Origin of the sequence: Mesorhizobium sp. CO1-1-11, from assembly GCF_020164995.1 — a bacterium.
GTDB classification, from domain to species: domain Bacteria; phylum Pseudomonadota; class Alphaproteobacteria; order Rhizobiales; family Rhizobiaceae; genus Mesorhizobium; species Mesorhizobium australicum.
On record NZ_JAIUHE010000002.1, the window covers coordinates 374,924 to 388,094 of the forward strand.

Sequence of the window (13,171 nt, forward strand, 5' to 3'; positions counted from 1 at the left end):
ACGTCCCCTGTGAAAGAGAAACCGGAAGGCAGGAGCCTGCCTTCCGGATCACATTTCGATCAGCGGATCGGCGGCGCGTATTGCAGGCCGCCCTTGGTCCATAGCGCATTGATGCCACGCGCAATCTTGAGCGGGCTGCCGGAGCCGACATTGCGGTCGAACATTTCGCCGTAATTGCCGGTGGCCTTGACGATGTTGACGACCCAGTCGTTGGAGACGCCGAGGTCGGTGCCGATCTTGGTGTCTGCTTCCTGGCCGAGCACACGCTTGATCTCCGGGCTGGCGGAGTTTTTCATCTCGTCGACATTGGCCTTGGTGATGCCGAGCTCCTCGGCGTCGAGCAGAGCGAAATAGGTCCACTTGACGATGTGGTACCACTGGTCGTCGCCTTGGCGAACGGCTGGTCCTAGCGGCTCTTTCGAGATGATCTCGGGCAGCACGACGTGATCGGCCGGCGAGCCGAGCGTCAAGCGAATGCCGTAAAGGCCCGACTGGTCGGTTGTGTAGACGTCGCAACGGCCGGCATCATAAGCGGCATTGACCTCTTCGAGCTTCTCGAAGACGACCGGATTGTACTCCATCTTGTTCGCCTTGAAGTAGTCGGCGAGGTTGAGCTCGGTGGTCGTGCCGCTCTGCACGCAGACGGCGGCGCCCGAAAGCTGCAGCGCCGAATTGACGCCCGGCAGCTTCTTGGCGTTGATCATGAAGCCCTGGCCGTCATAGTAGGTCGTGCCGATGAAATTCAGGCCGAGCGCGGTATCGCGGTTGATCGTCCAGGTGGTGTTGCGCGAGAGGATGTCGACCTCGCCGGACTGCAGCGCGGTAAACCGTTCCTTGGCGCTGAGCGGCGTGAACTTGACCTTGGTGCCATCACCGAAGACGGCGGCGGCAACCGCGCGACAGAAATCAGCGTCGATGCCTTGCCAGTCGCCCTTGTCGTCCGGCGCGGAGAAGCCGGCCAGACCGGTCGAGACGCCGCACTGGATGAAGCCCTTCGCCTTGACGGTGTCGAGCGTGCCGGCCGACGCGGCCGACGCCATCAGTCCGAGCGTGGCGGCGCCAAGAATGCCGATAGCAATGTGTTTCATAACCCACAGACCCTTTTCTGTTTTTTCAGGCAAACCCTGATTTTTTTCCCTTGTGAACGCAGCTCCCATCCCGGCCCATTCCCGAAACCCCGCATCGCAAACCGACGCGCCGCCTCCCATTCACGAACAGCATCGAAGGCGATAATTCCCGTGAGGTCAAGGAAAATGACCGAATCCGACCGGGTTTGAAAATCGATTGCCTGAAATGCCTGAATTGCAGACAAACGTGCATGCGATCTCGCCAGAAGCGCGACTTGAATCGGCAAAGCTCATTTGACGCAGATGTGAGCCGGCGCTGTAAAATCCGTTCCGGGCAATAGCTCGGCGTTACTGCCCCCGGGCACGAAATGCATTGACGTTACGGAACACCTTCGGCCGACGATTACCCATGATTGGCGGTCGATATTGCTTGTGGACAAAATCGTCGCGCGGTCTCAAAGCGCGGAAAGGCCCAGCCAGAGGCCGACCGCGACCATCAATGCACCGGAGATGCGCGGGATCAATTGCCCGGCCGGGACCACCTTCTCCAGGAGAACAAGGATGGCGATGCCGGCGATCCACAGCACGTTCATGACACCACCGACAAACAGCAGGGCCATCAGTGCCCAGCAGCAGCCGAGACAATAGGCGCCGTGATCCATGCCAAGCCGAAGCGCGCCGGGCGCGGTGGTGCGGAATCCGCCATGGCTGGCCAGGAACGCGATCGGCGCCTGGCATTGGCGCAGGCAGATGCCCTTGATCGGCGTCCATTGGTAGAGGCCGGCGGCGATCAGGATGATACCTGCGAGGACCGCGCTGTGCGCCGCTATCGCGGGATCAAGCAAGGCGAAACGAGTGAGCAGCCATTGCGCACCCGTCGCCACGATGCTGAAGACGACCCAGACGACGAGATAGCCGGTAAAAAACCATGCCGTCGAAGCGATAGGCCGGCTGTCCGCCAGCGCCTTGCGGCCGACGCCGGCATAGAGCAGCAACATCGGCGCGACCGACGGCGTCATCATGCCGACCATCATCACGGCCCACATCGTGAAGGTGAAGACGAAATCGGCCGATGCCCAGGCCCGGACACCCGGCACCACGGCGGCGCCCATAGCCATGCCGCCCATATTCATGCTCGCCATGTCCATCCCGGCCATGTCGCCTGCCTCGCCGCCCGACACCGGGCTACCCATGTCGGCGGCTAGCCAAAGAACATAGGCCCAGGCGAACACGGCAATGACGGCAAGCGCGGCCGTCACGACCGCGCGGTCGCGCCGCAGCACCGCCTCGAGAGCCGTGTCGCCCATTGGATCAGATCAATGCACGATGCCGCTCTGCGTGAGATGCAGGTTGGCGAAATGGCTATGCGTGTCCGCCACCTCGAACTTGATCGGGCTCGTCGTCTTGGTCCAGCCGCGCCCGACCTCGGCGATGGCGTATTCGAAGCCGTGCGGCAGGTCGATGCGCGCCCGGTGCTCGGCGCCGGTGACCGGGTTCTTGATCGGCTCACCACGGCCGTCGGTTACGCCCTTCACGTGCAGCCGGCCGGTTCGCCCATCGACGTCGACCTCGAAATCGATCGCGGCGAAAATCGGATCGTGGAACTTCTCCAAGGTGGTCGAAAAGACCTGGAATATTGTCGCGCCTGGTTCGGTGTCCTGACCGCCCAGTATGCGGAGCAGGGCTTCGCGCTGGGCTTCGCTGGCTCTCTCGTCGATAACCACCGCGGCCTCGCCCCTGCCCTGGTGTATCGCGCCGGGCCAGCTGAAGATGCCGACGAAGCGCAGCCCGTCGAGCCTGGTGTCGCCGTGGTGCCCGGTCTCAATCTCCATGCCGGCGACGGCTTGGCAGAATCCGTATGTCGGCATGGCATTGAACTGGCACGGGCAGCCATAGGCGCAATTGCAGTTGATGAATTCGCGCGCCTTCATCGTCCATTTGACGTCAGGCATGACATTCCTCCCCTTTCCGCTCGCTGAGCGGGATACCCGGATGGGGATCAGGAGATAACCGGCAAGAACCATCCGGCAGCATCTGATTGAAGCATCCGGCGATTAACATTAGAAATTTATCATATACCTTTCACAGCCGGCTACAATAGGTTCACCAGCTGACGACCAAGCTTCCGACAGGGCACCGCCGCGCGTGGTTGGTCCGATTCCGGATCAGATCGCGGGCTGTCTTCCGGACCAGGAATTGGCATATTCAAAGTCCATTCCTGGCGAACGGTGGGCTGTTGCACGGTCCACGACGCCGCATTATGGCTAGCGCCTTGTTAAACAAGGCGACCAAGAATGGCGAAAGACGGCAGCGAGCAGGGTTCCGGCACGATGGGCATCAACACGCGGCTCGCCCATTCGGGCAACAACCCGCATGACTATTTCGGCTTCGTCAACCCGCCGGTCGTGCATGCCTCGACTGTGCTGTTCCCAAATGCCGCCGCGATGGCCGCACGCAGCCAGAAGTACACTTACGGCACGCGCGGCACACCGACGACGGACGCTCTTGCGCATGCCATTGACGCGCTGGAAGGCTCGGCCGGCACGATCGCGGTGCCGTCGGGCCTGGCGGCGGTGACCGTGCCGCTGCTCGCCTTCGTATCGGCGGGCGACCATCTGCTGATCGTCGATTCCGTCTATCATCCCACGAGAAACTTCGCCGACACGATGCTGAAGCGGCTCGGCGTCGAGGTCGAATATTATGCTCCCAATATCGGCGCGGGCATCGCGGCGTTGATCAAGCCGAACACCAGAGTGGTGTTCACCGAATCGCCGGCCTCCAACACGTTCGAGGTGCAGGACATCCCGGCGATCGCCAAGGCGGCGCACGCGGCCGGCGCCATCGTGATGATGGACAACACATGGGCGACGCCGCTCTATTTCCGGCCACTCGACCATGGCGTCGACATCTCGATCCATGCGGCGACGAAATATCCGGCGGGCCATTCCGACGTGCTGCTCGGCACTGTCTCAGCCAATGAGGCCTGCTGGACGCAACTCTACGAGAGCTTTTGCACGCTTGGCTGCTGTGCTGGACCCGACGACGTCTACCAGGTGCTGCGCGGCCTGCGCACGATGGGTGTGCGGCTGGACCGTCACCAGCGCAGCGCACTTGCCATCGCCTCGTGGCTCGAAGGCGAAAAGGGCGTGGCGCGCGTGCTCCACCCTGCCCTTCCCAGCCATCCCGACCACGATCTCTGGAAGCGCGACTTCCGCGGTTCGAGCGGCATCTTTTCCATCGTGCTGGCCGGTGGTGGCCAGCAGGAGCAGCACGCTTTCCTCGACGCACTGCGGATCTTCGGTCTCGGCTACTCCTGGGGAGGCTATGAGAGCCTCGCGGTGCCGGTCTGGCTTGGCGACCGCGTCGTTGCGAAAGGCACTTATGAAGGTCCGCTGATACGACTGCAGATCGGCCTCGAGGATGTCGACGACTTGAAAACCGACATCCGGGGCGGGCTTGCGGCAGCGGCGCGCGCAGGCTGACCTCAAACAGAGTCAGCAAAGGGCCGCAAGCCCTTGACGCTGATGACAAAGCGCGAGGCGCTGCCAGCACTCCGGCGAAGATCGGTGCGCAATATTATTCTCCTACGTCATGACTTTACGGATTTGTTTGACTTTCAAATCGGCGAATTCGGCTGCATTGCGTGCCGCACGCATCCTCGACAGATTCAGTCCTCGCAAAGTTTTCCAATGGCCTTTCGTCTTTTTGTCCCCATCCTCGCCGGCGCCACGCTGCGCGAACGCATCCTGGCGTGTATCGGCGCCACGATCGGCATCGCGCTGACGGGCGTGATCAGCGGGCTGGCGATGGGCGGCGGCCCGCATGTGGCCCTGCTGGTCGCGCCGATGGGCGCATCCGCCGTGCTTCTGTTCGCCGTACCGGCCAGCCCGTTGGCGCAACCCTGGTCGATCATCGGCGGAAATTCCATATCGGCGCTGGTCGGCGTGACCGTGGCGCATTTCATCCATGATCCGGTGATTGCCTCAGGGCTCGCGGTGGCGCTCGCCATCGCCGCGATGTCGTTCACGCGCTGTCTTCATCCGCCAGGCGGCGCCGCCGCGCTGACGGCGGTGCTCGGCGGCCCGGCCGTCATCAGCGCGGGCTTCCTGTTCCCGTTCGTGCCGGTGGCCTTGAATTCGACCATACTGGTGGCGCTGGGCTTCCTTTTCCACAAGCTGGCGCGGCGCAACTACCCGCATGTCGCGGCACCGGCCGCCAACAGCCACGGCACCGCCGATCCGCCGGCTCAGCAGCGCGTTGGCTTCCGGCCCGAGGATATCGACGCGGCGCTGACCACACTGGACGAGACCTTCGACATCGACCGCGACGACCTCGAACGGTTGCTGAGACAAGTCGAACTGCAGGCCATGGTGCGCTCGCACCGCACGCTGCTATGCGAGGACATCATGTCGCGCGACGTGGTTTCGGTGTCGGAGCAAGCCACCGCCGACGAGGCGCGCCAGCAACTGCTCGATCACAATATCCGCACCTTGCCGGTGGTCGACGCGGATGCCCGGCTGGTTGGCGCCGTTGGCCTGCGCGAGCTGACGAAAGCCACCGGCACGGTGAAGGGCGTCATGGCAAACGCCGGCACCGCCTCGCCCGAGACGCCGGCGATGAGCCTGCTCCCAGTGCTGACCGACGGCCGCAGCCATGCCGTGGTCATCGTCGATGGCGAGCGGCGCATTCTCGGCCTGATCACGCAGACCGACCTCTTGGCGGCCGCCGCACGCGTGCAGAGGGCAGACAAGGGATTGGCGGCAGCCTAGAATACCGGTCCCGGATCCCTCTGGTCCGGGAACCTTTTGCCGGCAGGCGCATCCAATGTGCAGCATTTGCACGAGGAGATCCGGTCGCGATGAGCAAGCAGCCAATGCCCGCCACGGTGCCCGTGGTTGCCGAAAGCCCTTCCGGCGACATGCAGCTCGTCCACCGCGCGCTGACCCGCGACCCGGATGCTTTTCGCGCCATCATGAAGGTACACAACCAGCGGCTCTACCGCATCGCGCGCGGCATTCTGCGCAACGACGCCGAAGCCGAGGACGTCGTCCAGGAGGCCTATGTCAGCGCCTTCGCCAGCCTGGCGGCGTTTCGCGGTCAATCCACGCTCGCCACCTGGCTGTCGCGCATCGTCATCAACGAAGCGCTCGGCCGCCTGCGCAAGAGACGTCGCACGGTGGAAATGCCTGCCGATCCGGAAGCGCGGATAATCAGGTTTCCCCTCAAATCCAACGACGATCCGGAGCGGACGATGGCGCAGCGGCAGATTCTCGCACTTGTCGAACGGGCGACCGACAGCCTGCCCGACATCTACCGCATGGTCTTCGTCGCCCGCGTCATCGAGGGCCTGAGCATGGAGGAAACCGCCGATTTGCTCGGCGTGCGGCCACAGACCGTCAAGACGAGGCTGCACCGGGCGCGCGCCCTGTTGCGCAGGGCGCTGGACGACGAAATCGGCCCTGTGCTGCTCGATGCTTTCCCCTTCGCCGGTCGGCGCTGCGAGCGACTGACCCAGGCGGTGATGGGACGGCTGGGTTTCGAATGATGCCGTCCTGATTTTCCGGGAACGTTTCTTCCCGCCCCGCATCCAATGGCCGTCAACTGCAAATTCGAGCCCGGCGCCTCCGCGCGGCCGGGCCAAGGAGGATGCCATGTTCACCCGATATACCGTTGCCCTTGCCGCCCTGCTTCTCGTCGGCGCTGCGCCGGTCTCGCAAGCCGCCGACAAGCCGACCGACCCGCAGATCGCCCATATCGCCTATACGGCAGGCGTCCTCGACATCGAGGCGGCCAAGCAGGCGATCAAGAAGTCAAAGAGCAAGGAGGTCGTCGATTTCGCCAAGGACATGGAGCGCGACCACGAAGCGGTGAACAAGCAGGCGCTCGATCTCGTCAAGAAGCTCAAGGTGAAGCCCGAGGACAACGCCACCAGCCAGGCGCTGACGAAGGCGGCGAAGGAGGAACGTGCCAAGCTCGCCAAGCTGAAAGGCGCGGCCTTCGACAAGGCTTATATCGAAAACGAGGTCGCCTATCACAAGCAGGTTAATGGCGCGCTCGAAACCCTGCTCATTCCCTCGGCCAGCAATGCCGATCTGAAGAGCCTGCTCGAGACCGGCCTCAAGATCTTCCAGGGCCATGAGCAGCATGCCGAACACGTCGCCGGCATGCTGAAATGAAAACGGGCGCCTTGGATCATCTGGCGCGGCTGGTCGTGCTGGCGTTGGCATCCACAGCGCCGGCAGCGGCGGCAACCATCCAGGTCACCGTCGACAAGCTCGTCTTTTCGCCGGCCAGCGTCGATGCCAAGGTCGGCGACACGATCGAGTGGGTGAACAAGGACGTGATCGCCCACACGGCTACCGTGAAGGGCGGCTGGGAGGTGATAATCCCGCCGAAGAAGTCGGCAAGCATGACGCTGAAGACGGCGCAAACGGTCGACTATTTCTGCCGCTTCCACCCCAACATGAAGGGAAGCTTGCTGGTGGCGCCGTGATCCAGGGCCGAGGAGGCCCGCCTTGCCTCCTCGGGCCGCGCGACATGCGTCCAGGATCCGTCGTGTCCAGGGCTGTGCCTGCTGATCCAGGCATCTAGCGCCTCGCGCAAATCGGCTGTCGGGGCCATACGGGCGAACTGCTCGGCCTCGACCAGCAAGCCTTCGGCGATGCTCAGATTGAGCCCTCGCGTCACCGCCGTGAGGATGCCCGCGGCTGCCAGTCCGGAGTGCCGAAGGATACGCCTGGCCAGATTGAACGCAGCCGGCATCAGATCGTCATGCGGAACCACCTGATTGACGAGGCCAAGGTCAAGAGCCCGCTGTGGCGGGAACCAGTCGCCGGTCAAAAGCAGTTCGAGCGCGCGCTTGCGCCCGGCGAGCCTGGGCAGGCGCTGCGTTCCGCCGAAAGTCGGCGGCATTGCCAGAGTGATCTCCGGCTTGGCGAACAGCGCGCGGTCGCTGGCAATTGCAAGCGGCACGGCTTCCGTGATTTCGCAGCCGCCGCCGAAGGCGAGGCCGTTGACGGCTGCGATGACAGGCTTGCGAAAGGCTTCCAGCCTTGCCGTCAGCCGCTGTCCCCGCATGACGAAGTCTCGCAGCGCTGTCTCGGCGCCCAGCGCCACGCTGGCCGAGAACTCCTCTATGTCGGCGCCCGCCGAGAAGGCCCGCTCGCCGGCGCCCGTCAGAATGACCGCGCGGATGCGGTCGTCGACTTCAATGTCATCGAGTGTCGCGAGCAGGCGATCGATCAGCGCATAGTTCAACGCGTTCAGCTTTTCCGGGCGGTTGAGGGAAAGGACGGCAACGCCTTCCCTGTTTTCGTTCAGGACAAGATCGGTCATCTGGCTTCCTCCAGCATGGTGATGAGATGGAAGGTTACGCCATTCGCGCCTTGTGTATATTTACTAGTCAGTATACTTAAACCCATGCCCGAAGCACAAAGTCCTACCCGCAAGCGCATTGTCGACGCAGCAACCAGGTTGTTTTACGCGGAGGGGATCGGCCGTGTCAGCGTCGATGCCGTCGCCGAGGAAGCGGGTCTCACGAAGCGGACGCTCTACTACCACTTCAAGAGCAAGGACGACCTCATCGCAGCCTATCTCGACGGCCGCGATCAGCCCAATCTGAAACGGATGGCCGGCTGGTTCGAGGCTGAACAAGGTGGTGTGGACAGCAAGGTCCAAGCCATCTTCGCCAACCTGGCCCGGGCCACGCGCCATCCGAAATGGAAGGGATGCGGCTTCCTGCGCACCGCCGCGGAGCTTGCCTCCATGCCAGGGCACCCGGCGGTCAAGGTCGGGGCGCGGCACAAAAGCAATTTCGAGACATGGCTGGCGGCAGAACTGTCCGGCCACCATATCGAGGGGCCGCGGGCGCTGGCGCGCGAGATCGTGCTGCTGATCGACGGCTGCTTTTCGATCATGCTCATCCATCGCAACCCCGACTACGTCGAAGCAGCCGGACGAGCCGCGGCCACGCTTGTCAGGGCGCGAATGTCGGGCAGCCAGGCCTAGGACTACCCCCCGAACGCCAGCCATCCCGTACCGGCCAAGAGCGTAATCAACGTCAGCGGCAGGCCGACCTTGAAGAAGGCGCCGAAAGACAACGGCGTGCCTGCGGCCTTGGACTGCTCGGCGACGATCAGATTGGCGACCGAGCCGAGCAACGTGAAGTTACCGGCGAGCGTCGAGCTCATGGCCACGACCAGCCAGGCGCGCTCGGGGTTTTCCAGGCCGGGTATGAAAGGCCTGAGCGCCAGCACGGCCGGAACATTGCTCATGACGTTGGACAACACCGCGGTGAAACCCGAAAGCCTCCAGACATCGTCGAGCCCGATGTTCTTGGCCGAGGCGATCATCTCAGGTGTCAGCAGCGTCTTTTCCGCGCCGGCAACCACCACGAACAGTCCCGCGAACATGAACAGCAGCGGTCCGTCGATCTCACGGTAGATGCGCGATGGCTTGATGGCGCGGGTCAGCAGCAGAATGGCGCCGCCGATGAGCGCCGCCTTGGCTACGGGAACACCAGCGAAGAAGGCGATCGCCAGTCCGATGCAGACGACCACCGCCTTCAGCACCTGGCCGCGATGCATGCGGCCGCGCGAGATGTGTGGCGTCAGTTCGCCGTTGCGGGTAAATTCGGCACGGTAGACGATGCGCACGATGACGATGACCGCGACAAGGCCGAACAAGGCGACCGGCGCGAGTGCCGCCGAAAAGGCCGGATAGGAAATGCCCGACAGCGCGCCGATGACCATGTTCTGCGGATTGCCCGTGATGGTGGCGACGCTGCCGCAGTTCGAAGCGGTGGCGGTGGCGATCAGATAGGGGATCGGATTGCGGTTGATAACGCGGGTAACGTGGACGACGATCGGCGCCATGACCAGGCAGATGGCATCGTTGACCAGGAAGGCCGACAGCACGCCGGTGAGGAGCGTCACCATCACCAGCAGCATGAATGGTGCATGCGCGTGCTCGATGGCGACGGCGCCAAGACCGCGAAAGGCACCCGACACCTTCAGATGAGCCACGACGATCATCATGCCGAGCAGAAGGGTGATGGTGTCGAAATTTATGGCCCGGTAGGCATCCTCCATGCTGAGCGCGCCGATGGCGATCATGGCCGCGCCGCCAAGCAGCGCGATGCCTGCCCGGTCGAGCCGCAAGCCAGGTATCCGGCCGATTGCGACGCCGGCATAGGTCAAGATCAGGATCAGCAGTGCCGCGGCGCCCGTCAATGTCATCGGTAGAAGCCCTGCTCGATCTGTCCGCGCGCCGATGCCGGCCGCCCCGCGATTCACGTGATGCCAGCTTTAGCGCGATGTCGGGATCGATGCCAAACGGGGTACGTGGATTGCTGGCCGAGGGTGTCTGGAAAGCCGGACGGCGTGGCGCCGCTAACGCCGATAGAAGTCCAACCGCTGTTGCACCGCCCGCGGCGAAAACAGCTGCTCGACAGTTCGCCGCGCCTTCTGACCCACGGCCAACCGCAGTGCCGGGTCGGCTTTAAGCTCGGCCAGGATCCGTGCTCCCTGTTGCGTCGTTTCGAACAGGAAACCGTTTTCGCCATGCCTGATATGATCGGCGTAGCCGCCATGCGAATGGCAAACGACCGGCAGGCCGCAGGCCATCGCCTCGAACACCACACGGCCGAACGTCTCCACATGCGAGCCGGTGCGATAATAGAAGACGTCGAGCGTCGGCAAAAACTGTTCGGCGGCAAATTCACCCTGCGGCAGGAGCTCGAGTTGCGAATGCGGCGCGAGCCTGTCCTTGAGCGGCATGCCGCCCTGAATCCGCACCGCATCGCCATCGGCCAGCAATGCCTCATAGAGCGCCACATCGTCAGCATGATGCTTGTCCGCCGTATCGCGGCTCAGTCGCCCCACCGTGAACGGACCGTTTGGCCTTACCTGCCGTGGCGAGAAGCGCTCGATGTCGATGGGTGACGGATGCACGACGCCCTCGACCCGCAGCATGCGCTTCTGAAAGTCGGAGATCAGCACCAGTTCGGCACCGGGCCAACCCAGCAGGCGCGGCCTGTGGGTCGTCAGGGCGATGATCTTGGGATGAAAGGTGTTGAAGACATAGATCAGCCGGCGCGGTCGCGGGATCAGATAAGGCCACATCTTGTTGCGCCAATGCGCACCGAGAAAGACATAGGTGCCGCCAGCCGGCACATTGCGTGTTGCCGGCGAGACGCGGCGTATCGGAAATTCCTGCATCAGGCCTTCGGATACGCGCGACGAGGTCGCCCAGAGGCGCACCTGGGGTTCGGCGCTCAACAGCCGATACAACTCCAGGGTTTCGCGCTCACTGCCGCCAAACGGGTTCTGAAAGCCGTTGAATAAGTGGATCATGATCGCGGTGCTTACCGGCCCGGGGCGTTTGGCCATTCAATTCCCTGCATCCGCGGGCCGTGCCGTGCCCGCGAACCGCACGATCGAGGGACTCAAGAAGCAGGAGTGTTTCTGGCGATGCTCCATACATCACTTGCGCAGAGGAAGCACACAGACAGGTATGCGTCAAGGAAGCGGTCGTGCCAGCCGGCTGCGAGGCTGCCCTCAGTGGACGGTGGCGGCGCTGAGCGGAGACACTAGAGCGGCTTCCGCCGGATCGAAGCTGACCTGATCGCGTCCATTCGACTTGGCGGCATAAAGCCGTCTGTCGGCGGCGGAGAATATTGCCTCGTAGGTGGTCGGCCCGCTGAAGCTGGTGCCGCCGATGCTGACGGAAAGCGGACAGGACCGGCCATCCGGCGAAAAGTCCATTTCGCGTATCCGTCGGCGGATGCCTTCGGCAACCAGCCAGGATTGCGAGGGGTCGACGCCGGGAAGGAATACACCGAACTCCTCACCGCCGATCCGGCCGACGATATCGGTGCCACGCAGCTGGCCTTTGATCGCCTGCGCGATCAGTTTGAGCGCCTGGTCGCCGCAATCATGGCCGAGGCGGTCGTTGATCGACTTGAAGTGGTCGGCATCGATGATCAGCAGCGCGCCGGTACGGGTCTCTTCCTGCTTGCGGGTCTGTTCGAGATAGGCCTCGACCAGCATCGAGAAGGCGCCGCGGTTCAGCACCGCCGTCAGGCTGTCCGTCGCGGCAATGACGCTGAGGTCGCGCTGAGCTATCGCCAGTTGGCGGATCTTCCACATCAGGAAAAACAGAAACGAGCCGCCGAGCACCAAGGGCAGCAGAAGGTCGGTCAGCTTAGCGCGCCAGACAGACTCGGGCGAAAGATACGGGAAATTGAACGAATCGACGAAAAACGCCACGGCAATGAAGAATGCCGTGCCGGCGGCGGTGACGGCCATCACCCTGCCCCAGCTGGTGGGCGACAGGTCCAGCTTCATCCCTTTTCACTCCGTTAGCCGTCCCTACTATGACGTGCCAACGCAAACAAAATGATAAGACTTTCCTTTCAATTCGAGATCAGGTGACGACGAGACGAGATCAGGGGCCGGGCGCTGGAGCACGATCACCCAACAGGCGGCCGTGCCCCAATGGAGGACGCGATTTGCTCACCGGATTTCGGACAAGGGAAATTCCGAAGTCAGCGGCTGGGCGCCGGCCCAACCGCTTCGGCGACGAAGGATGCCGCGATCAGGTCGTCGGCATCCAGTTGCAAGGAACCGTCGCCAGATCCCATGATGGCGGCGACCTTGTGAAAGGTCTTCATCTCATGGCCGGAAATTTCGGCGTCTTGCATTCGGGCCCTGAGATCGGCGATACGCCGCCCCAAGGCAGGGGACGTTCCAATTTCACGTTTCGACATAGCCTTGTTTCTCCTCCCCCAACCCGCGCTTGTTTTGTCCCATCCGTTCGCTTGCCGCATAGTGCCTTTTATGAGGCTCCACGAATACAAGGCCCCGAACGCGTGGTTTTGGCCAAGGTTCCAACAGGGCCGGATCACGAAATAATTCCAGAGCCCTGCGCGGACCGGAACTCTGTTCGGGCTTCCGGTAAACGGCGTGGCAGCACTGGCAGGCAGGGGCAGGGTCGCGTAACCGCGTGAGGTCATGCACATAAGCCATTTGCCCTTCCCGAGAGATGGGTGACAGTTCATTCCGGATAGATGGGTTACACTTTCGGCCCTTTGCAAGGAGAGCAAG

14 protein-coding genes are annotated in these 13,171 nt (G+C 63.0%); 6 read left to right on the top strand and 8 right to left on the bottom strand.

Annotated features, from left to right (window positions below; translation table 11 throughout):
* Positions 1-59 precede the first annotated feature (59 nt).
* From LB554_RS03840 to LB554_RS03850, 3 genes are all read right to left on the bottom strand, one after another.
* On the bottom strand, positions 60-1,088 hold the full coding sequence (locus LB554_RS03840; RefSeq protein WP_015318414.1) for an amino acid ABC transporter substrate-binding protein: 1,029 nt from the start codon (positions 1,086-1,088) through the stop codon (positions 60-62).
* Positions 1,089-1,522: 434 nt separating this feature from the next.
* Positions 1,523-2,374, bottom strand: a complete 852-nt coding sequence (locus LB554_RS03845) for a DUF2182 domain-containing protein (RefSeq protein ID WP_224583180.1) — start codon at positions 2,372-2,374, stop codon at positions 1,523-1,525.
* 9 nt (positions 2,375-2,383) lie between these two features.
* On the bottom strand, positions 2,384-3,019 hold the full coding sequence (locus tag LB554_RS03850; RefSeq protein ID WP_140617171.1) for a DUF1326 domain-containing protein: 636 nt from the start codon (positions 3,017-3,019) through the stop codon (positions 2,384-2,386).
* A gap of 342 nt (positions 3,020-3,361) precedes the next feature.
* On the opposite strand from LB554_RS03850, the gene LB554_RS03855 reads away from it, so the two are divergent.
* The 5 genes from LB554_RS03855 to LB554_RS03875 all read left to right on the top strand — a co-directional run bounded on the left by LB554_RS03855 (position 3,362) and on the right by LB554_RS03875 (position 7,560).
* Entirely contained in the window at positions 3,362-4,549 is a 1,188-nt protein-coding gene (locus LB554_RS03855) for a cystathionine beta-lyase (RefSeq protein ID WP_140717577.1), read from the top strand.
* A 207-nt stretch (positions 4,550-4,756) separates the two neighbouring features.
* Complete coding sequence (locus LB554_RS03860; RefSeq protein ID WP_224583182.1) at positions 4,757-5,836, top strand: HPP family protein; 1,080 nt, start codon at positions 4,757-4,759, stop codon at positions 5,834-5,836.
* Between the two features lie 89 nt (positions 5,837-5,925).
* Entirely contained in the window at positions 5,926-6,612 is a 687-nt protein-coding gene (locus LB554_RS03865; RefSeq protein ID WP_224583185.1) for an RNA polymerase sigma factor, read from the top strand.
* A gap of 106 nt (positions 6,613-6,718) precedes the next feature.
* On the top strand, positions 6,719-7,243 hold the full coding sequence (locus LB554_RS03870) for a DUF4142 domain-containing protein (protein WP_224583187.1): 525 nt from the start codon (positions 6,719-6,721) through the stop codon (positions 7,241-7,243).
* Complete coding sequence (locus LB554_RS03875; RefSeq protein ID WP_224583189.1) at positions 7,240-7,560, top strand: cupredoxin family copper-binding protein; 321 nt, start codon at positions 7,240-7,242, stop codon at positions 7,558-7,560. The genes LB554_RS03870 and LB554_RS03875 overlap by 4 nt, the downstream gene beginning before the upstream one ends.
* Here LB554_RS03875 and LB554_RS03880 read toward each other — a convergent pair.
* Complete coding sequence (locus LB554_RS03880) at positions 7,506-8,402, bottom strand: crotonase/enoyl-CoA hydratase family protein (RefSeq protein ID WP_224583191.1); 897 nt, start codon at positions 8,400-8,402, stop codon at positions 7,506-7,508. The genes LB554_RS03875 and LB554_RS03880 overlap by 55 nt on opposite strands.
* An 84-nt stretch (positions 8,403-8,486) precedes the next feature.
* Between LB554_RS03880 and LB554_RS03885 the strand changes: the two genes are divergently transcribed.
* Complete coding sequence (locus LB554_RS03885) at positions 8,487-9,074, top strand: TetR/AcrR family transcriptional regulator (RefSeq protein ID WP_015318423.1); 588 nt, start codon at positions 8,487-8,489, stop codon at positions 9,072-9,074.
* 2 nt (positions 9,075-9,076) lie between these two features.
* Here LB554_RS03885 and LB554_RS03890 read toward each other — a convergent pair whose 3' ends face one another.
* The 4 genes from LB554_RS03890 to LB554_RS03905 all read right to left on the bottom strand — a co-directional run bounded on the left by LB554_RS03890 (position 9,077) and on the right by LB554_RS03905 (position 12,834).
* Entirely contained in the window at positions 9,077-10,303 is a 1,227-nt protein-coding gene (locus LB554_RS03890) for an anion transporter (RefSeq protein WP_224583193.1), read from the bottom strand.
* Positions 10,304-10,456: 153 nt separating this feature from the next.
* Complete coding sequence (locus tag LB554_RS03895) at positions 10,457-11,455, bottom strand: glycosyltransferase family 4 protein (RefSeq protein WP_224583195.1); 999 nt, start codon at positions 11,453-11,455, stop codon at positions 10,457-10,459.
* Between the two features lie 168 nt (positions 11,456-11,623).
* Positions 11,624-12,412, bottom strand: coding sequence for a GGDEF domain-containing protein (locus LB554_RS03900; RefSeq protein WP_140664753.1), 789 nt, complete (start codon positions 12,410-12,412; stop codon positions 11,624-11,626).
* A 200-nt stretch (positions 12,413-12,612) separates the two neighbouring features.
* Complete coding sequence (locus LB554_RS03905; protein ID WP_015318427.1) at positions 12,613-12,834, bottom strand: hypothetical protein; 222 nt, start codon at positions 12,832-12,834, stop codon at positions 12,613-12,615.
* Positions 12,835-13,171 lie beyond the last annotated feature (337 nt).